Annotated in this window: 17 protein-coding genes; 4 read left to right on the top strand and 13 right to left on the bottom strand. The window is 52.2% G+C overall.

What is annotated here, in order from left to right:
- Positions 1 to 69 precede the first annotated feature (69 nt).
- The 4 genes from B2Z72_RS16870 (at position 70) to B2Z72_RS16855 (ending at position 6,133) form a co-directional block, all read left to right on the top strand.
- Entirely contained in the window at positions 70 to 1,623 is a 1,554-nt protein-coding gene (locus B2Z72_RS16870) for a methyl-accepting chemotaxis protein (protein ID WP_297005358.1), read from the top strand.
- Between the two features lie 96 nt (positions 1,624 to 1,719).
- The gene (gene grxD / locus B2Z72_RS16865) at positions 1,720 to 2,040 is read left to right on the top strand and encodes a Grx4 family monothiol glutaredoxin (RefSeq protein ID WP_297005355.1); all 321 of its coding nucleotides are present in this window, start codon (positions 1,720 to 1,722) and stop codon (positions 2,038 to 2,040) included.
- A 140-nt stretch (positions 2,041 to 2,180) separates the two neighbouring features.
- A complete protein-coding gene (locus B2Z72_RS16860; protein WP_296983126.1) occupies positions 2,181 to 4,826 on the top strand; it encodes a LuxR C-terminal-related transcriptional regulator in 2,646 nt (881 codons plus the stop codon).
- 137 nt (positions 4,827 to 4,963) lie between these two features.
- Complete coding sequence (locus B2Z72_RS16855) at positions 4,964 to 6,133, top strand: response regulator (protein WP_296983124.1); 1,170 nt, start codon at positions 4,964 to 4,966, stop codon at positions 6,131 to 6,133.
- Positions 6,134 to 6,190: 57 nt separating this feature from the next.
- On the opposite strand, the gene B2Z72_RS16850 is transcribed toward B2Z72_RS16855, so the two are convergent.
- From B2Z72_RS16850 to B2Z72_RS16790, 13 genes are all read right to left on the bottom strand, one after another.
- The gene (locus B2Z72_RS16850; RefSeq protein ID WP_296983122.1) at positions 6,191 to 7,141 is read right to left on the bottom strand and encodes a LysR family transcriptional regulator; all 951 of its coding nucleotides are present in this window, start codon (positions 7,139 to 7,141) and stop codon (positions 6,191 to 6,193) included.
- Between the two features lie 236 nt (positions 7,142 to 7,377).
- Entirely contained in the window at positions 7,378 to 9,444 is a 2,067-nt protein-coding gene (locus tag B2Z72_RS16845; protein ID WP_296983120.1) for a TonB-dependent receptor plug domain-containing protein, read from the bottom strand.
- Between the two features lie 133 nt (positions 9,445 to 9,577).
- Positions 9,578 to 10,375, bottom strand: a complete 798-nt coding sequence (locus B2Z72_RS16840; protein WP_296983118.1) for a hypothetical protein — start codon at positions 10,373 to 10,375, stop codon at positions 9,578 to 9,580.
- Positions 10,368 to 10,922 (bottom strand): DUF2878 domain-containing protein, encoded by a 555-nt coding sequence (locus B2Z72_RS16835; protein ID WP_296983117.1) that lies wholly within the window; start codon positions 10,920 to 10,922, stop codon positions 10,368 to 10,370. The genes B2Z72_RS16840 and B2Z72_RS16835 overlap by 8 nt, the downstream gene beginning before the upstream one ends.
- Complete coding sequence (locus tag B2Z72_RS16830) at positions 10,919 to 12,178, bottom strand: SAM-dependent methyltransferase (RefSeq protein WP_296983116.1); 1,260 nt, start codon at positions 12,176 to 12,178, stop codon at positions 10,919 to 10,921. Before B2Z72_RS16830 ends, B2Z72_RS16835 begins: the two co-directional genes overlap by 4 nt.
- Positions 12,175 to 13,194 carry a DUF1365 domain-containing protein gene (locus B2Z72_RS16825; RefSeq protein WP_296983115.1) on the bottom strand — a complete coding sequence of 340 codons (1,020 nt, stop codon included), beginning with the start codon at positions 13,192 to 13,194 and terminating at the stop codon, positions 12,175 to 12,177. Before B2Z72_RS16825 ends, B2Z72_RS16830 begins: the two co-directional genes overlap by 4 nt.
- Complete coding sequence (locus B2Z72_RS16820) at positions 13,191 to 14,462, bottom strand: NAD(P)/FAD-dependent oxidoreductase (protein WP_296983113.1); 1,272 nt, start codon at positions 14,460 to 14,462, stop codon at positions 13,191 to 13,193. Before B2Z72_RS16820 ends, B2Z72_RS16825 begins: the two co-directional genes overlap by 4 nt.
- On the bottom strand, positions 14,459 to 15,307 hold the full coding sequence (locus tag B2Z72_RS16815; RefSeq protein ID WP_296983112.1) for an SDR family NAD(P)-dependent oxidoreductase: 849 nt from the start codon (positions 15,305 to 15,307) through the stop codon (positions 14,459 to 14,461). The genes B2Z72_RS16820 and B2Z72_RS16815 overlap by 4 nt, the downstream gene beginning before the upstream one ends.
- Complete coding sequence (locus B2Z72_RS16810; protein ID WP_296983110.1) at positions 15,304 to 15,729, bottom strand: nuclear transport factor 2 family protein; 426 nt, start codon at positions 15,727 to 15,729, stop codon at positions 15,304 to 15,306. Before B2Z72_RS16810 ends, B2Z72_RS16815 begins: the two co-directional genes overlap by 4 nt.
- Positions 15,726 to 16,697: an acyl-CoA desaturase gene (locus tag B2Z72_RS16805; RefSeq protein WP_296983109.1), complete on the bottom strand. Its 972-nt coding sequence runs from the start codon at positions 16,695 to 16,697 to the stop codon at positions 15,726 to 15,728. The genes B2Z72_RS16810 and B2Z72_RS16805 overlap by 4 nt, the downstream gene beginning before the upstream one ends.
- A gap of 57 nt (positions 16,698 to 16,754) precedes the next feature.
- Positions 16,755 to 18,194 (bottom strand): deoxyribodipyrimidine photo-lyase, encoded by a 1,440-nt coding sequence (phrB, locus tag B2Z72_RS16800; RefSeq protein WP_296983108.1) that lies wholly within the window; start codon positions 18,192 to 18,194, stop codon positions 16,755 to 16,757.
- On the bottom strand, positions 18,191 to 19,069 hold the full coding sequence (locus tag B2Z72_RS16795) for a MerR family transcriptional regulator (RefSeq protein WP_296983107.1): 879 nt from the start codon (positions 19,067 to 19,069) through the stop codon (positions 18,191 to 18,193). Before B2Z72_RS16795 ends, phrB begins: the two co-directional genes overlap by 4 nt.
- Positions 19,066 to 20,064 carry a YbgA family protein gene (locus B2Z72_RS16790; RefSeq protein ID WP_296983105.1) on the bottom strand — a complete coding sequence of 333 codons (999 nt, stop codon included), beginning with the start codon at positions 20,062 to 20,064 and terminating at the stop codon, positions 19,066 to 19,068. Before B2Z72_RS16790 ends, B2Z72_RS16795 begins: the two co-directional genes overlap by 4 nt.
- Positions 20,065 to 20,313: the final 249 nt, after the last annotated feature.

The following is a 20,313-nucleotide window of genomic DNA, read 5'->3' as shown; positions in this document are numbered from 1 at the left end:
GCTTCTGACAGTTCCTGAAAATTGCTGAATAGTGTCTATGCTTAGATGCATGGTTTTTGGGGAACGCGTATGAGAAACAACCAGCCAGTCACTGACAGGGAAGTAACCTTTTCCGGGCAGCAGAAATTAATATCGTCCACCAATCTCAAAGGTGTGATCACTGATTGCAACGATGAATTTGTAAAAATCAGCGGTTACAGCCGCGAAGAGCTGATTGGTCAGCCTCATAATCTGGTGCGTCATCCGGATATGCCAGCCGCGGCTTTCGATGATATGTGGCAGCATCTTAAAAATGGCAAGCCATGGATGGGGATGGTCAAAAACCGCTGTAAAAACGGCGATTTTTACTGGGTCAGCGCCTACGTTACTCCCTTGCGCGACAATGGCCAGACTATTGGCTATGAATCTGTAAGGGTATGCCCGGCACGTGCCGATGTGGAGCGGGCTGATGCCCTCTACAAAAAAATTAATGCCGGCAAAAGCTGGCGCCGCCCATGGGCTGCTGTTCCGCCAGCGGCCATTCTGATGCTGCTGGCCGTGCTCGCTTCCTCTGCGCTTGCGGCATCCGGTCAGTTATTTGGTGCCTGGCTGCTGATGCTGACGGGTGCTCTTATCAGTGCTGTGGTTGGATTTAAATCACAGCGGAACACGCTTCGCGCTCTGAGGCATGGTCTGGATGCTTATGTGTGTAATGATCTGACGGTTGCTGCTTACACCAAAGATGTCGGCGATAACGGCCGCATTCAGGTAGCAATTATGAGTCTGCAGCGCTTTATGGACACGCTTCTGACGCGTATTGGCTACGCCGCAGAGCAGGTTCGCGGTAGTGCGGACAGCTCGCTTAAATCCGTACAGACAACCTGCGATGCCCTGCGTTATCAGCGGGATGAAACGACAGGCACAGCGACGGCGGTGCAGCAGATGTCGGCGGCTATTAATGAGATCTCCGGGAATGTGCAGAACACCGCTGGCTATTCAGCAGAAGCGCGGGATCAGTCGCAGTCCGGTCGTGAGGTCGTGGGAAAAACCCGGGAATCGATTGAAGGCCTGAAGCAGAAAGTAGACACCATCCGTGCGGCGGTGTCTGGTGTGGCAGAGCAGACGGCAAAGATCTCCCAGGCGGCGAAAGTGATTGAACAGGTAGCGGAACAGACCAATCTGCTGGCATTGAATGCGGCCATTGAAGCGGCCCGGGCCGGTGAGCAGGGGCGTGGTTTTGCCGTGGTTGCCGATGAAGTCCGGCAGCTGGCCATGCGCACCCGCGATTCCACCTCCGAAATTTATTCCGTTGTCACCGATCTGGTCAAACTCAGTGATCACTCGGTCGAAGTGGCTTATGGTGGCGTGGGGGCGGCCGATGACGGGCTGCTCAGTATCATTGAAGCGGAACAGGCGCTGGATGATATCGCAGGCTCCATCGCCCGCATCGCTGATATGTCGATTCAGATGGCGGCATCTGTGGAAGAACAGGTGCAGGTATCCGATGATATTGCCCGTCAGGTAGTGCGAATCAATGAACTGGCGGAAGAAAGCATGCTGTCCGGCAACCACACCGCAGATGATGTCGGCGATATTCAGAAAATTGCCGCTGATTTGCATGATCTGGTAATTCGGATGCGTTGAAATCCAACGTCTGCAGTCGGTTATTTGCTTGTGATAGAATGGGGCCAGCTGCTGTTAATATAGAGCAAACATCCATTCAGATTGAGAGATAGCACCATGGAAATTATGGACGTTCTGAAAGAACAGGTCGAAAGTAACCCGATCCTGCTGTACATGAAAGGCTCCCCTAACCAGCCTATGTGCGGCTTTTCTGCCCGTACTGTGCAGGCGGTTATGGAGTGTGGTCAGAAGTTCGCATACGTGGATGTTCTGTCCAACCCGGAAGTGCGCGCAAACCTGCCAGTATTCGCTAACTGGCCAACCTTCCCGCAGCTGTGGGTTAACGGTGAACTGGTCGGTGGTTGTGACATCATCACCGAGATGCACGAAAAGGGTGAACTGAAAACTCTGCTCGAAGAAGCTGCACCGGCTGAGTAATCCGCTGCGGCGTGAAAAAGCCAGCTTCGTGCTGGCTTTTTTTATGTCCGCATCAGTACTTTTACCACCCTCATCAGTGATTCTTGGGGTAAAATGTGGCCGCTACAGGGAAGCCAAAAAGAATAGTTGAGTCACTGAGTATGGTTATATCGACGCCTGCAGAAACCAGCCCATCACCCTGGCTGGAGTCTCTGGACAAGCGTGCAGTTGCCGCCTGGGTTGCCCGCAAGGGGCAGATCCCGGAGCCACCCCTGTCTGGTATAGACCGCTCCCCTTTATTACACAGTGCCCTGCAGAAAACTGCTGTGGTATGGCTCAATGCGCCCGCCGGTTATGGCAAAAGTGTGCTGATGGGTGATTATGTCCGTCATATCGGCGGCCGGGGGATCTCAGTGATCTGGCTGACACTGGATAACCGTGACAGTCCGGCAGAAAATTTTCTGCGTCATTTTCTCGAAGCGGCGGAACATCAGTTGCCGGGCATTGCCACCGATGCGCTGGCGCACTGGCATGAAACCCGCCGCCGCGGTCAGGTGGATACGGAGCAGGTGCTGATGCTCTGGTTGCAGGAGCTGGCCGGTTTTGGCAGTCGTCTGCTGCTGTGCTTTGATGACGTCCATGCGCTGCATGACAGCGACAGTTTTCAGGTGCTCAATCTGATGATTGAACAGCTGCCGTCCGGTGTGCAGATGTTGCTGGCCTCACGGTTTACCCCGGCGCATCTTGGCCGGCTGCGTCTTAATCCCCGTCTTACCTGGCTGACGTCCGCGGATATTGCCTTTACCGATGATCAGGCCCAGCAGTTACTGTTACAGCACGATGTGGCTGCTCCCGCCCGTTACGTACCGCAGCTGATGCGCCGTTTGCAGGGCTGGCCAGCCGGACTGGCGGTATGGCTGGCCTGTTATCGCGCTGCCGGTAAACCGGAGGAGCCGCCGGTCATGCTGGCTCAGGAAGAACTCAGCGACTATCTCGAAGGCGAGAGCCTGCATGGCCTGGATTCCGGTCTGCAGCGCTTTATTCAGCAGGCGGCAGTGTTGGGGACCTTCAGTGAAGCCATGCTGCAGAACTGCCTCGACAGCAATTATCACCCGTTTTTGCAGCAGGCTCTGCGCCTCAATCTGTTTATCGAATCACAGCTGCCGCGTCCTGACTGGTATCGGGTTCATCCGGTGATGACCTGCTTGCTGGAGCATCAGCTGCCGGTATCACAGCGCCAGCAGCTGCACCGTAAAGCCTTCGACTGGCTCAGCTTTCATGGCGCGCCGGTTGCGGCGCTGCGTCATGCCGGGCAGGCCGGTATGGGAGAAGAAATTCAGCCCTGGGTGGAACAGGAAGCCGAAAATATCCTAGCCAATCTGGATATCGCCGGTTTGCTGGCCTGGTTCGAGGTACTGGGTGATGACATTCTGCAGCGCTCACCGAGACTGATGTCCATCGCCTGTTGGGTATGGCTGCTGACACAACAGAAAGATAAGGCGACAGCGTTGCTGAATCAGCTGTTGTTACAGAAGCAGCTGCAGTCTTACGAAGAGGATGCCCTGCAGGGCTATCTGTTCTGGCTGGAAGGCAGCACAACGCTGGCGGAAGAAAAGTGCCGCCTGGCACTGGAGAATCTGCCGGCGGAGCGGTACACCCTGCGTATTCTGATGAGTTCGACGCTGGCACACCTGTATCTGGCTGCTCAGGACCCGGAAGGCGCACGCATGTGGAACCGGCTGGCGCAGGATCTTTCCCGTCAGTATCAGGCCCCGGCGATGGAAGCACTCACGCTGTTTGATTATGCCCGTATTGAGCTGAACCGCGGCAATATGGAGCAGAGTTCCAGACTGACTGAGCATGGCCTGGCACTGCTCAGTGGTGAAGCGACGGAAGGCGAACGTCTGCCCCGGGGGCGGTTACTGATTTACCGTGCCATGCAGTTGTGGCTGCGGGATGAAGACTCAGAACAGCTGGAAGAAAGCCTGCAACAGGGAATCAGTGCTGCACTGGGCGTGCACGACATTACGGTCTGCTATGGCTACGCCGTATCGGCGCTGCGCGCTGCAGCAAAAGGTGAGTATTCTGTAGCGTTGGAAACCATAGGTGCTGCCGGCCGGCTGATGCAGCGTTGGCGGGTTGAGCCGGGCGGCTATCAGTGGCTGGAGCTGGTCAAAGCCAATATCTGGATATTTCAGGGGAAAACCGCCCGCGCACAGGCGGTGCTGGATCAGGTGATGAGTGGACGCAGCTGGGCGCAGTTGCCACGGCCGGAAGTATTTCCCTTGTTACCGGCGTTTGCGCTGCTGACTGAAGGCCGGATCATGTTGCTGGAAGGGCGCACACAGGAATGTGTGGCTCTGATGGATGAGGGGCTGAAGCAGTTCAGTCACGGTCTGGCCTCGCTTATTCTGCGGCTGATCCGCTCTGAAGCCTTACGCCAGCAGCAGAATGATGCCCCCGCCAGTCTCAATCAGGCGTTGCGTGCTCTCAGCGAGCGTGGTGTCGGCAAGCATTTCATTCAATGGATTCCGGCACTCAATACATCCTTACTTAACAGCGATGATGAGTCTGCCGGTGCTGATCAGGAACTCCTGCTCAACGACGACATTAAAGCGGCGCTCAGTGAGCGGGAACTGGAGGTCCTGCACAAAATTGCTGAGGGCCTGTCCAATCAGGAAATCGCAGATCAGTTGTTTATCTCTCTGCACACCGTGAAAACCCATGCGCGGAAAATTAATGTGAAGCTGGGAGCCAAGAGCCGCACCCAGGCAATTCACCTGGCGCAGGAACTGCACCTTATCTGACGGATAATTGCTTATAAAAATATTTATAAGGTATTTTCCCCTGTTATTGTCTGAGTAATAGCCGCAATTCCCTGCACAAACTGGCAGGTGAGTCTATTCTGGTCTAAACATGGATTATGGATATCTGTGAGTTAACTATGAATAAAGGCTACAAAGCAGTCGTGCTTGGCCATAGCCAGGACGCACAGCTTGAACAACTTCTTGGCGATAAATATCAGCTGTTTATGGTGGACAGTGCGTCTGCTGCAGCTGAAACCGCCGGGCACGAGGATGCCAAATTAATCCTGCTGGATCTGGCCGCGCTCGGCAGCGAACCCACACTTGAAGCCTGTGTCGCACTGAAAAAAAGTGTCGACATGCCCGTCGTGCTGCTCGCTGAGCAGGATAACCTCGATTACAAAATGCAGGCCTATGAAGCCGGGTGTGATGACTACCTGACCCGGGATGATATGGTCGAGCTGAAGGCACGGCTGGACCGGGTACTGTTCAATAAAGTTGCTAATGATCAGCTCAAACAGCAGTTAGAGCAGGCGCACCAGATGGCGTTTATCGCCATGTCGGATACCTCCGACCTCGGTGTGAACGTGCAGTTCTTACTGGATGTTAACCGCTGCGATAATCTCGACGAGCTGGGCATGCGGCTGTTTCAGTCATTAAAGAACTATGGTCTTAACTGCAGTCTGCAAATGCGCAGTAAAGGCGGCGTAAAAAATATGGAAGCCAATGGCATGGCCAAAGAAATGGAATCCGTATTGCTGGCGCAGTGTGCAGATCAGGGGCGCTACGTGGATTTTGGTAAGCGCTCCATTATGAATTACGGCCGCGTTTCGTTGCTGGTAAAAAATATGCCGGTGGATGACGATAAAAAATACGGCGCAATTAAAGACAATGTATTTTCTCTGCTGCAGGGGGCTGATGCCCGTATTGAATCACTGGACAATCTGGTCGCCCTGTCACTGGAAAGTGAGTTAGTGCGCAGACTGAGTCAGCAGCTGAAAACTGTGATGGAAGATGTGGATACCCGCTATCAGGAAATCATGCGCCGTATCGCCGATGTGGTGGAAAATATGGCCGACGGTGTTGATTCCAGCCTGCAGTATCTTGGTATGGATGAGCACCAGGAAGCGGAATTGCAGAAGATTATGGAAAAAGGCATTGATGAAACCGGCAATGTGTTCAGTGAAGGTGTCCGGGTCGATGCCGACCTGCACGTTTTCCTGAATATGATGGACCAGGTTTTTGCCGATGAGCACGCCGATCCGGAAAAGGTTCAGCAGTTGCTGTCACGCTTACCGGCAGGCAGTTAACCTGCCGCAGCAGAATAAAAAAAACGCCGCAATTGCGGCGTTTTTTTTGGATCATGCTCAGGAAGCAACAGCACTTGGGCCATCGGCCAGTTCCACTTCCCATGGTGGGGTAGGACGGATGCTTTCGATAATGAAATCAATGAAGCTGCGCACTTTCGCTGACAGGTGACGGTTACTTGGATACAGCGCATGGATAGGCGCGGCTTCAAAAGGCCAGTCAGGCAGTAGCGGAACCAGATCACCGGAACGGATTGCAGGAGAAGCAATCAGCAGTGGCAGTGGTGCAATACCCGCACCTGACAGCGCGAGCGTATACAGACTGGCGAAGTCATTTACCTGCAGGCGTGGTTTGACCTGAACCGTCATTGGTTCATCGTCCGGGCTTTGCATCGTCCAGTTGTTCCAGGAAGTCTGAGTCATCAGCTGGTGGTCGCTCAGTTGTTCCGGATTGGTTGGCGTACCATGGGCTGCAATGTAGTCAGGGCTGGCGCACAGGATGCCGCGAACGTCACCAAGATAACGGCCAATAAGAGAGGAGTCTTCCAGCTGACCGATGCGGAAAGCGATGTCGACGCCTTCCTGCACCAGATCCAGACACTGGTCAGACAGAATCATATCCACAGTAACCTGTGGGTGCTGATCCATATATTCAGCGACCAGGCCGGAAAGCACAGTCGAACCAAACAGCAGAGGGGCGGTCAGACGCAGGGTACCGGTTGGTGTGCTTTGCATCTGGGTAACGGCGATGTTGGCTTCTTCAATTTCGCCAAGAATGCGGGCACACTGATTGTAGTAAGCGTTCCCCGTGTCTGTAAGACGCAGGCTGCGGGTGGTACGCTGGATCAGGCGGACGCCGAGGCGCTCTTCCAGCTGCGTAATCTTGCGGCTCACCGTGGATTTCGGCAGGCCAAGGTTCTTGGCTGCACCAGTGAAACTGCCTGCTTCTACCACATGCACGAAGATCGCCATTTCATTCAGATCGAACTCTTCACGCTTACCTATCTGCATCTTGACCTCCTGGTCAGCTTTGGCTTGAATTGAGTAAATTCTCAATAAAAGTGGAACAATATGATTAATGTTGCTGAGATTAGCGGAATTCAAACAACTTTCCTAAGCAATTATTCGAACAATACGTTCTGATTTTTCGCTTTATTGCTTTGGACTGACCAATCGTGGAAATTTGCGACAGAATTATTGCGAAAAATTACGAGTGTAAAGATAGGTAAATACGCGTAGTGCGGCGCTCAGAGCGCCGCTTTTATTCCAAATGAGACAATCAATGGCAGATCAGTGACCTCTTCGCGGTCGCTATAATCGGCATTTTCGTACTGATAGCCGGTAACGTTAGCGCGGTTGTACAGGTTCAGAACTTCCGCATAGAGATTCAGATCCCAGCCTGAAGCGGTCGTCAGGGCCTTATCGAGGCGCACATCCAGGCGGTGATAAGCCGGCAGGCGGCGGGAATTAAGCTCACCGTAAACCGGGTTGTAGAGGCCGGCAATATCGTCGTCGGCTTCCGCATATTGCAGCGGGGTAATCAGCTGACCGCTCTGGAAGCGCCATTTCAAGCCGATATCTACGCTGCTGGTCAGCTGATAATTCGCCACGGTGTTGATGATAACCGGCTGATCATAGCTGTAGCGGAAGTCTTCTCCGGTCAGTTTGTTCCGGCGTTCGGTGCGGGCATAAGCCACTGACAGCCAGCCATACCAGCGCTCACTCAGGTTCTTGTTGATAAAAATCTCACCACCCCAGGCGTGTCCGTCGGCTTCATTGGTGTAGCGTGGCAGGTTGAGATACTCCGCATCCGTCAAAGAAGGGTAAAAAACGTCCTTGTTTTCGCGTGAGACGATAAGTTTGTCCAATTTTTTGTAATATACTTCGAATTTCCAGAAAAGATCGTCCCGAATCTGGTTTTCCAGCCCCAGTTCATAGTGGTCAGCTTCCGGTTGTTCGAGATCCGGGTTACCGAATTCGGGCAAAAAGGTGCTGATATTGTCCGGACGTATGTGATGCTGGCCATAGGCCTGGGTAAACCACCAGTTGTCACGTACCTGCCAGCGGCTCTGCAGGCGGGGTTCAACAAAGGTCTGTTCGGTCAGATCATCCCATGACCAGGCGACTCCCGGGGTCAGAGTCCAGTTCTGGGTGACACTCCATGCATCAGCAACATGAGCGTCGTAATCATAAATAACAGGCTTACCACTGCCGCTGATGGTTTCTGCATCTGGCAGCAGGCGGCAGTCGGGATCGAATTCATCACAGGGATCGGCGGTGAATATGCCCTGATACGACACATGGCTCTCAGTGGCCTCTGCACCCCACTGTAATTCGTGGCGGAAACTCAGTGGGTAAATAAACAGACTGCGCAGGTTGTAACTGTCATTTTTGACCTTAACGAAGCCCGCGGCCCCGATATTGAAATCCAGTTTCTGTTCCAGGTGAGAGAGAGCGACTTTGTGGCTCATACCACTGTTGTAGAGTTTGTCCCACACCAGCCCCTGACTGTTGAAGTAAGCTTCAAAGGACAAATTGCCGGCGAGGCCTGGGTTCTGCAGCACCTGATCCGAGTCGTCATCAAACTTGATTCCGGCTTTATCGCGCGATCCGATGGCCTGCAGCGACAGCGTATCGGTATCGTTCAGGCGAATCTCATACTTACCCTGATAATCGTAGTATTCGGGCAGAGTGGTCAGTTCAAAGTCCTCATCATCGAGGAAATTTTCGATATAAAACTGAAACAGGCTCTGGCGCGCGGCAATGTAGAAGCTCTGGTTTTCAGTCACCGGCTGCTCGTAAAAGAAACCGGCCTTCAGAAAGCTGGCATCAACGACGATCTGGCGGCGATCGTAATACGGTGAACGGGAAGTCGCTTCGATAACCGCGCCAGTGGCGTTGTTGTATTGCGCGGGAAAGGCAGCCGTCTCCAGCAGAAAGTCTGCCACTGTGTTGTCGTTAAGAATGCTGCTGCCGTCACTGTGAAAAATATAGCCGACGGGAATAAAGTCGATGATGTAATCGTTGTCATCCGGCGACGAACCCCGCACCGCAGGTTCTGAACTGTTGCCATTACCAAAGGTGACGCCGGGCAGTGACTGCACGGCACCAAGTGGATCATTACCGCTGCCTGGCACACGCAGCAGCTTTTCCACGCTGATGCGGGTCAGTGGTTCCTGCTGACCAGAAACCTGTACAGTATCCAGCTCAATCTGTTCTGTGGCCGCAGCTGTGATATCAGTATCTGCCAGCGCCTGCGCGAGTGGTATAAGTGCCGGAGATATCAGGAAATATTTGGCAAAACGTTTCATCATCAGGTCCCTTAACTGTGAACGGCAGCCGCAAACGTCGGCTGATTTTCCTGTTACTTTGCCAGAGCAGCCTGAACCTTATATGAATAAGCGCTGGAAGAGCGACTGTTTTTACCTTTCTTTTACTCCGTCTTTATCAGTCATAGTGATAGCGGATAATGGCGTTGTAGTTTTCTGCATCGGCACCATCACTGATGTCAGCAATATTGGTGAGTCCCTGATAGCTGAGCAGGCGCCGGGTTGTTCGGTCATAGCGCAGAAACAGGGGATCAACCAACCAGGCCAGCAGCCTTGATGACAGTGTCATTTTAAAGTTGACCTGCTGACCGTCGATGGAATCCAGTGTTAAGCGGAAACCGATCAGGCTTTGACGTGCTGGAGATGCAAACCCGAAGTCCACCGGCTGGCCGTTGATAAGATCATTCCAGCGTTGCTGAATCAGATTATCAAACCCGGCATCCACAACCAGATTATCTGGCGCAGACATACGTTTTTGTTTTTTCTTCTCTCCGGGTTCTTTTAACGTCATCTGAATTTTACCCGGAGATATAACCGCCGATTCGTAATATTCGCGGCGGTGATCCTGCAGAGTAAAATCCGGCGTAAGGCCGGAGCTGTGATAAAAATTTTCTTTACTGGCAATCAGTTCGCCCGACGGGTCACGGTATTCAACGTGGCGGTAAAGCAGGGTGTCTTCTTTATAGCGCAGCGTATGATATTCACGGTAAAGCAAATCGGGTTCTTTTTCCGTATTTTCTGCAGTCTGCTCAGATCTGCTGTTCAGAGCGAATGCTTCGCCATAAAAGCGGATGACTTCTGCGTTGGCAGCCGCTGAACACAATAGGGCGAAGAGTATATACAGGCTGCTCACCAGCGTGCCGGAAACAGACTGGGGTGAAAATTTATAGGAACAAGGCAATCGCTTGTTATTCATTCCATTCTCCATGGGCGGCGATACCCGTGCTGTCTCTGCTGTCCTTGCCATTGCTGCCATACAGGACAGTGCCTTGCCGGCGTGTAATCAAGGCAACAGTTGTCATCATGACTGTCCAGCCAGCGGCAATCCAGAACGGAGCCTGCGCGCTGAGCTGCAGTGCGCCCAGACGCTCACCAGCCAGATAACTCAGTGGTGCTGCGATGGCGCCGCATACTGCGGCAAGCCATGGGCGTGTGCTGCACCAGCGCAGTGAGTGCCACAGAGTCATGGCAAATGCCAGCCACAACAACAGCAGCCAGACGGGAATGATCTGCGCTGTATACAACCTTGCTGCAGGCGGCAGGCTGATAAACCCGAGTTGCAGCAGCAGGGTGTCCCATAAACAACCGAACAGAGTCACCGCCGCCAGCAGCCACATTTCCCGTGGCTTTAAGTGGCCTTTGTGCCAGATGAAAAATGCCGACACTGAAACAAGCGCAAAGGGCGTACCACCAATAACGCAGGCCAGCCAGCACACCTGAAATGCCAGTGCATTAATGATCACGAAGGCAGGTTTCCGAGCAGCGGAGCGCGACGGTTCAGTGGTTTGGCAAACATCAGCTGTACGTCACCAATCACACGTTCCTCAAAACCTCCTTCGCAGTAGGCAAAATAAAAATCCCACAGACGAATAAAGGTATCGTCATAGCCCAGTGCTTTAATGTCGGACTGATTCTGCAGAAAGCGCTCGCGCCAGCGGTTCAGGGTTCTGGCGTAATGAGGGGTAATATCTTCCAAGTGGATAAGCTTCATATCGCTGCAGCGGGCCAATGACTGACTGATGGCGGTAACGCAGGGAATAAAACTGCCCGGGAAAATATAGCGTTTAATAAAATCGACTTCTTTTTTGGCCTGCTCATAGCGCTGATCATCAATGGTAATGGCCTGAATAAGACCGATGCCATCTGCTTTCAGCAAGCGGGAGCAGGTAGCAATATAGGTATCCAGATATTCGTAGCCCACGGCTTCAATCATTTCAACAGATACCAGTTTATCGAACTGGCCTTCTAAGGCGCGGTAGTCTTTTTTCAGCAGGGTGATTTCGGCTTCAAGACCTTCTTCCTTAACGTGGCGCTCTGCCCAGGCATACTGCTCTTCGGAAATGGTGGTGGTTGTTACCTTACAGCCATAATGCTTCGCGGCATGAATGGCCATGCTTCCCCAGCCGGTGCCTATTTCAACCAGATGATCATCCGGACTCAGCTGCAGCTTCTGACAAATACGGTCCAGCTTATACACGGACGCTTCTTCCATACTGGCATCCGCGTGTGGAAATATGCCACTGGAATACATCATGGTGGGATCGAGGAAGAGTTCAAACATATCGTTGCCAAGGTCGTAATGGGCGGCGATATTGCGACGCGATCCTTTTTCCGTGTTGCGGTTAAAAGAATGGAAAGCTTTAAGTGCCAGCTTACCAACATTGGCCAGGCCACTATCAATGCTGTCGACCACGTCTTTATTACGCGCCAGAATGCGGATCAGCATGGGCAGATCACTGCTGCTCCAGTCGTGCGTCATATAAGATTCACCAGCTCCGACGCTGCCGTTCAGGGCAATATTGCGATAAGCCTCCCAGTCGTGAATCTCTATGGTGCTGCAGAAATAGTTATCGGATGTATTACCGAAGCGGGTAATCTGAGTGCCTTCCTGCACGGCAATCTGTCCGGTATGCAGCTGCTTCAGCGTGGAGAAGAGCGCTGAGCGGCATACGCGGTCCAGCCAGGGAATGTTCTGTGGATTAAGCGTCATAGTTTTCATGATGATTGCTCCTTGCTGCTGTTGCAGCTGTCTGGCTGAGTAACAGGTTTTATTTTGATATGGATATCTTCAGGGTGGGCTTTAGTGCTGTCAGTCGATTGCTCAGACTGACCGGCGCTGCCCGGATGATCGTAAAAGCGGCTGCCGCGCACCCACAGTTTTAACGCGTTCCAGTAAATTCCCCACAGGACTTTTAATGTCATAAAGGGGAAGCGGATAAGTACCGCTGAAAGTGAGCGGGTCGTTATTTCTTTACGGCTGAGACGCATGGTGGCATCAAAGTCCCGTTGCAGATTGGCTCCTGCTGATTCTTTATTACTGGTATTGGTGGTGTTTGCGTTTGTGTTTGTACTGGTACTGGTTAATGTATCCATATGAATCAGCAATTCATCATCAGGATCATTCAGAACCCAGCGATATTGCATGTCCGTCGGATTAAAAGGCGATACATGGAAATTCTTTTTGAAGCGGTATTCATAACGTTGAGTGCCGCTGTTGCTGTGCACACGTTGCGGGCTGATTCCCGGCCCGCTGTTCTGCGCGCTTAGTGTGTTCAATGTGCCCTTTGTATTAAGGGTGTAGTGGTGTCTTTCACCCCAGGGCGTATTGGTGATTTCGGAAAGAATGCCCGCCAGCGAACCATCGCGGCGGTAGCCAAAGTAAAAACTGACGGGATTAACCAGATAGCCAAAATAGCGCATATTGGTCAGCAGGCAGACACGTACAATATTTTCATTTAATTCGTTGCGGAAAGCCCGGGTAACAGACTCTTTGAGATCCTGCGCTGAGTCATCAAGCGCAGTATCTGCGGCAAAGTAATCACTGCGCAGAAAGCGCGCCAGCGCGAACCCTGTTGGGCCGGATCGCCAGAGCGGATTAAGTGCCATGATGTCATCAACTTCGTCCAGATCGAGAAGCATCATAAAAACACGGTATTTCAGCTCATTTTTGACCCGTGTATAACGGCGATGGCGGACCCAACCGGTATACAGCGCGCTGTTAAATCCGCTACTCACAGTTCTACTCCGAGCGCTTTGGTAACACGCAGGGCGCTGACGACGCCGTCTTCATGGAAGCCGTTAAACCAATAAGCGCCGCAGAAGTGGGAGCGGTTGTGATTGCTGATCTCGTGGTGCCGCTGCTGCGCGGCAATACCTGCCAAAGTGAATACCGGATGGTCGTATGAAAACCGACGGATGACTTTACTTTCATCAATGTCAGCGCTTTTGTTCAGAGTGACACAGAAATCCACCGGGCAATCATCAAAGTTCTGCAGGCGGTTCATGTAGTAAGTGACAGCGACTGTATCCTGCCTGTTCTGACCGATATGATAGTTCCAGGCAGCCCAGGCTTTTTTATGCTGTGGCAAAACGGATGCGTCTGTGTGTAATACCACATCGTTTTCCTGATACGGGATGGCGCTGAGGACAGACTGCTCTGCCGCAGTAGGCTCTGCCAGCATGCTCAGGGCCTGATCACTGTGGCAGGCGAAAATAACCTGACTGTATGTTTGACTGTATGTTTCATCGCCGCGCTGACTGTGAACAACCACATGATCTGAGTGGCGTTCAACTTTTTCCACGGGTGTGGATAGATGAATATTCTGTGGATTTAAATCCTCGCGGATACGCCGTACGTATGACTGTGAGCCATTGCTGATAACCCGCCACTGGGGTCTGTCATCAACACTGAGCATGCCGTGGTTATTAAAAAAACGCAGGAAGAAATACAGTGGAAAATCCATCATCATATCTTCACTGGCTGACCAGATGGCGGCACCCATCGGGATAATATAAAAGCGCCGGAAGTAATCCCCATAATTTTTGCGGGCCAGATACTGACCAAGTGTTTCACTCTGGCTGACGGCATTTGCCGCCAGTTCGGCACGGGTTTCCTTGTTGAAGCGCAGAATGTCGCGGATCATAAACCAGAACTTTGGCTTCAGCAGATTGCTGCGTTGGGCGAACAGCGAGTCCAGTGTGTGGCCGTTGTACTCAAGCCCTGTGTTCTCGCATTTAACACTGAAGCTCATATCGGATGCTTCATAAGCCACACCCAGTTTGTTCATCAGTTTAATAAAGTTGGGGTATGTCCAGTCATTGAAGACAATAAAGCCGGTATTTACCGGATAGGATTTCCCCTGAATATCGACATCTGTGGTCTGAGTGTGTCCGCCTAAATAGTCGCCTGCTTCATACAGAGAAATATCGTATTTATCTTTTAACAGCCAGGCGCAGGTCAGGCCTGAAATGCCGGAGCCAATGACAGCAATTTTTTCTTTCATTTTCGGTTCTCCGGAAACGTGCTGTTGTTTTGATTAATCGGATCTGAGTGTTTACTGCGTGACATAGCTGCCGTCAGGCGGAAGCGCAGCCAGTCAGGCAGTAACCCCAACAGGCGCAGTACCCGGGTAAAACGTTTGGGGAAATGGATATCAAAATGGCGTCTGTTCAGTCCGCGGATAATTTCCTGTGCTGCCTGTTCTGCGGAAATCATGGCTGGCATGGCGAAATCATTACGGTCGGTGAGAGGCGTTTTGACAAATCCGGGGGAGATCGCCGATACATCTATGCCACTGGCGGTAAGATCAGCCTTCAGTGATTGCAGAAAATGCAGTGTTGCCGCTTTACTGGCGCCATAGGCTTCTGCTCTTGGCATAGCTAAGGCGGTTACACTGCTGCTCATGCCAGCGATATAGCCACGCTGGCTTTGTTGCAGCAGAGGAAGGGCTGCCTCAATGCTGTTTACCAGACCGAAAAAATTGGTCTGCATGACACGTTTAATCAGTTCAGCATCAAACTGATCGATATCGAGATATTCGCAGGTCCCGGCGTTTGCTATCAGGGTATCAATCCGGCCAAAACGATTCTGAATTTCGGTGGCCGCATGGTGCAGTTCACTGATCTTTGTAACGTCTGCTGCAAGGACCGTGACGTTGCTGAAATCTTTGCTGATCGCTTCCAGAGCTTTATAGTTGCGCGCGGTGATAATCAACTGCTGGCAACGGCTGGCCAGAGCCCGGGCCAGTGCTTCACCAATACCGCTGGAGGCACCGGTCAACCAGATAACCTGACGGGCAAGCGGCGGCGCTTTTTTCTGTGTGCTGAGTGTCTGCTCTTTGCCTGTCATTGCACCCGCTCCTTCAGTTTACGTATGGCCCAGCCCAGTACAGGCAGGTGTTCGTAAAGCATGCTGCCAGCGTCGAAGAAATCGGTATGGCGAATAATTTTTTCTTCCGCCCAGATCAGTTCGGAACAGCCGCGTACGGATATTTCTTTGCCCCGACCAATAGCCGGGTGGCGGAAGGTCATCAGCCAGCGCTGATAATTCACGTTATCGACGCTCTGAGAGTGTTCAAAGCGGAAGTCAATGGACTGTACGTTACTATAGAGTTCTGAAAAATAATGGGTGAGATCCGTCAGCCCCTGTATACGATGGAACGGATCTGAAAACTCAATATTCTGGCTGTAGCACTCTGCCAGCCTGTCGTAACTGACGTTATTGCGGTTGAGGCTTTGATACAGCTGCTGAAATTTTTCTTCCGCTTTCATCGCTCACGCTCCATGTCATCGGTTGCCAGCGGACGCTGAAGACCTTCCTGCAATATATGCGGTGGAACCGGATTCAGACTATGCACAATACCAACCCAGCTCATCAGTTTGAGAATCATCCAAGTGATATCAATCTGCCACCAATAGAAGCCCTGGCGCGCTGAAACAGCAAACCTGTGATGGTTGTTATGCCAGCCTTCGCCGAGCGTAAGCAGGGCAAGAAATGCGTTGTTGCGGCTTTCGTCTTTTGTTTTAAAGCGCTTGCGGCCCCAGATATGTCCCAGTGAATTAATGGTTACGGTTGAGTGAAACAGCAGTACAGTTGATATAACAAATCCCCATACAACTAATTGCAGGCCACTGGTGCCGGATTGTGGACGGAAGTGGGCGAGTAACTCGCCAGCAGCAAAGAGCAGGGTAATTAACAGCAATGGCGCGAAAACGTCGTAGCGGTCCAGCCAGCGTAATTCCGGATAGCGGGCAAAGTCCTTAATACGGTTAAGTTGTGTTTTAAACGACGCATCACAGGTAAACCAGCCAACGTGGCTCCACCAGAAACCGCGTTTAACCGGCGAGTGCAGGTCTTTATCGGTATCGGAATGCTGGTGATGCACTCTGTGGTGTGCAGCCCACCACAGCGGACCGCGCTGGGCGGCCATATTGCCCAGCAGGGCAAAAATAAACTGCCAGAAACGGTTGGTTTTATAAGAACGGTGTGAGAAATAGCGGTGATAAAACGCGGTAATCGCAAACAGTCTCAGCCAGTAGCTGATCAGGCAGACAACCACCGCGGTGGTGCTGGTGCCGGTGACGAATACACCAAAGCAGGCCAGATGCAGAACGATAAAGGGAATTACCCGTACCCAGTTGAAACGGGTGCTGGTCATCTCTTCATCGTTGGCAGCGTATGAATCTACCCAACGCAATATGTTGGTTAACCAGCCTGATCTTACCGGGGAAGTATTCATTATTTTATCCTTATATGCTGAGCCTGGTGGTCTGATTCGGGTTTTGTCAGATCTGATTTAACTGGTGCTTAATTCTGCTGACTGGCGAAAGGCGTCAATGGCACGCTGTCGTGATGCTTTAAGATCCACCATGGCCGCCGGATAACCGAGTTGAGCACGGATTTTATCGGCGGGAAAATGCCGCTCTTTGGCTGGTAGTTTTGCCAGCTCGGGCAGCAGACGCGCCAGAAATTCACCATCGCTGTCGAAGCGCTCGGATTGACTGACCGGGTTAAAGACACGGAAATATGGTGCGCCATCGGCACCTGTTGACGCACTCCATTGCCAGCCACCATTGTTGGCGGCGAGATCGGCATCAACCAGCCAGTAATTAAAAAAGGCTTCACCGCGACGCCAGTCAATCAACAGGTTCTTGGTCAGGAACATAGCAGTGACCATGCGCAGACGATTATGCATCCAGCCTTCTTCTTTCAATTGCTTCATTGCTGCATCGACAATGGGCACACCGGTGCGGCCTTCACACCAGGCATCAAAGTCTTTATCACTGGAGCGCCAGGCGACATTTTCCGTATCAGGTTTGAATGCTTTGTGTTTACACAGGTCCGGGAAGGCGACCAGAAGATGACGATAAAATTCCCGCCATATTAATTCGCTGATCCAGCAGGTGATGCCTTCGTTGCCTTCGGCCATACGACCATTATTCGCGCTGCGTGCCATGTGCATGCACTGGCGTGGTGACAGAATTCCTAACGAAAGAAAGAACGACAGACGACTGGTCCCTGCGACTGCCGGCAGGTCACGCAGTTTTTTATAATCGCTGATCTGCTCTTCAATAAAGCTGTTCAGTTGGCTGTGTGCCGCCTCTTCGCTGACAGGCCAAAGCTCATCCGGAATAAAGTCTGCTTCAGCTTCCTTCTCCTGCCATGCAGCAAGCTGCTGTTTTAATTCTTTATTCAGCTTCTGGGTGTCTGGCGCTGGCAGGGGTAACGTACTGTATAGCGCATCCAGCTGCGGATGAGACAGCCAGGCTTTTTTGAACGGAGTAAAAACCTTAAACGGTGTGCCCTGGCCGGTTTTAACTTCCCCCGGTGGAATAACGCACTGATCGTGGAAGCGGTTGACCGCAATCTGTTGATCAGCACACCAGCGGCTGAAGCGGATATCCCGGTGGCGTTCGTTCACTTCGTATTCGTTGTTAAAGCTGACGATGTTGATGTTCAGCTCTGTCATCAACGTCTGCAGAGTGGCTTCACAATCACGGAAAGTGGCAGCAGAAAGAATCAACAGCGGTATATTTTTCTCTGCTAATTCCTGTTTAAGCATCAGCATGCGGTTTTTCAGCAGCTGAATTTTTCGCGGACCGAGGCCGTGCAATTGCCATTGTTTTTCACAGATAAAGGTAACGGCGATAACGTCCTCACCCTGACGGCAGGCCCAGCTCAGCGCAGGATTGTCGGCGCAGCGCAGGTCGCTGCGAAACCAAACCAGAGATGTCATGGGTTGTTCTCCGTAAGCGCATTACCGGTAATAAACTGACGCACCTGTTGTGACAGGCTGCCCTGCATATAAGTGAGTTGGCTGGTTTCGTGTTCTTCGCTCTGCTGAGGTATTACTCCGGAGATGCAGACCGGTGTTGCACACTCATTAAGTTGTTGCCAGCCGTCAGCCTGAGCGGTTGCCAGAGGATGCAGGTGCAGCCAGACGCGTTCAGCCTGTAATTGCTGACACAGAGCTTTAAGCTCATCAGGGATCAGATCACAGCCAAAATATTCAACATGAAATTCTGCTGCGCCCAGCGCACAGGCACAGGCCAGAGCATCCAGCTCAATCTGTCTTTCATTGCAGGCGATGAGTATGCCTGGCCCGGGATTGTGACGCTGTTGCTGAATCATCAGGCTGCTGAGGCGGCGCTTCAGTAAATAGTGAACCGCCTTGCCAATGGCAGGAGAAGCATCCAGACGCAGGGTCTGAATCACCGGACGCAGACAATGATCGTAATAGACAGCCAGTGGGTAAGTGGCGAAACCTATATTCCATAATTCATCCAGACGCTGACTGTTGAGCTGATACGCTGCCTGAATAATCTGTTGTTGCTGCTCCTGCCAGTCGTCGCCGGCCGGAGAGTCTGCCTGTACGCCTTCCTGTAAAAGAAGTTTTACCTGGCGGATGGGGTAACCCTGATCGAGCCAGTAAAGAATATTTTTTACCAGCAGAATATGGTCTTCGGTGTAAAAACGATGGCCTTTGGCCGTGCGTTCCGGGCGGATAATTCCATAGCGTCTTTCCCAGGCGCGCAGCGTCACAGGATTAACGCCAGTGAGCCGGGCAAATTCGCGGATCGGGTAAGTACCTGCGTCGTCCAGTCGGTTCATAAGCTGTTCCTCAGACCCAGTTCGTAAGGGTGTGGATTCAGGTAAACCTGTTGACGGGCGTAAGCACTGGCGTCAGGGTAGTGATTAAAGTGATGTTTCAGTAATGTCAGGGGAACCACTAACGGAATAACGCCTTCGCGGTACTGATGGATTACTTCGGTCAGTTCTTTTTTGTCCACATCACTGATGAGGTTTTTCAGATAACCCTGCAGGTGCATAAGAGTATTGGTGTGCATTTTCCGGCTGGCCGGGTGAGCCAGAGCCTGCATCAGGCCGGCGAAATATTCGTCGGCGATACTGTTCAGATGATCGCGGCTCAGGTCCGCAAGAATCCGTCCGAGATTTTTATAAGCCACCAGGTCATGAGCCATTACCAGATATTTGTAGCGCGAATGAAAGGCCACTAAACGGTTGGCTGTGACCGCCTGTGTACGGAACTGTTGCCAGTCGTGATAGGCAAATACCCGGGTCATAAAGTTTTCCAGCAAACCGGCATCGTTCAGACGGCCGGCTTCTTCCATCGGCAGCAGGGGGTTAGCCTGGCGGAATGTATCGGCATAAATGCCCGGTGCGGTTCCTTCCGGGTGGCCATTGGCCAGATAACGCTTCACACCGAATAAGCCGCAGCTGGGGCTCTTCTGCATAAAGATGTAGCCACACAGGTGAGATTGCTCACTTGCCTGCTGGCGGGCGTAACCAGCCAGAGCGTCTGTGACATCAATCGTGCGGTCCACAGTGCCGATGGCGCGGACTTCGCCATCCGGCTTATCGCTGGCGAGACGGATCGGTTCACGCGGAGTGCCGAGCCCAATGGCGACTTCCGGGCACAGGGATACGAAATCAAAATAGTGGCTGAGCGTGTCTGTGCAGAAGCGCGAACGTTTGTGTGAGCCGTTAAAGCGCACAGGCTGCCCCATCAGACAGGAACTGATGCCGACCGGGATGCGCTCAGCCAGGGTTGAGCGGGTAATGTTGGAAGGATTGGCTCTGGCCATTTGTACAACCTCTGCACCATTCTTTGTATAACTTTATTTAAGCGGCAGAACCTTGTACAGGTCAAGTTGTTTTGTATAAGTATTTTGGCTTATGTACAAGAATTTGTGGTTATAAGCAGGCGTTCGTACAGGTACTGATGCTGACGGTCATCAGCCGGATCATGGTCTGAGCCATAGACGGTCTGGGGCAGGCGGGACTGTCTGTGGCTGGGGTGTGTGTGAGGGGGGGTCCCGTGGCTGTTTGAATGG

Source organism: Thalassolituus sp. UBA6592 (assembly GCF_002433655.1).
In the GTDB taxonomy this organism is placed as follows: Bacteria; Pseudomonadota; Gammaproteobacteria; order Pseudomonadales; family Oceanobacteraceae; genus Venatoribacter.
Note: the sequence above shows the minus strand (reverse complement) of the source record. Positions and strands in the feature narration are given on the sequence as shown.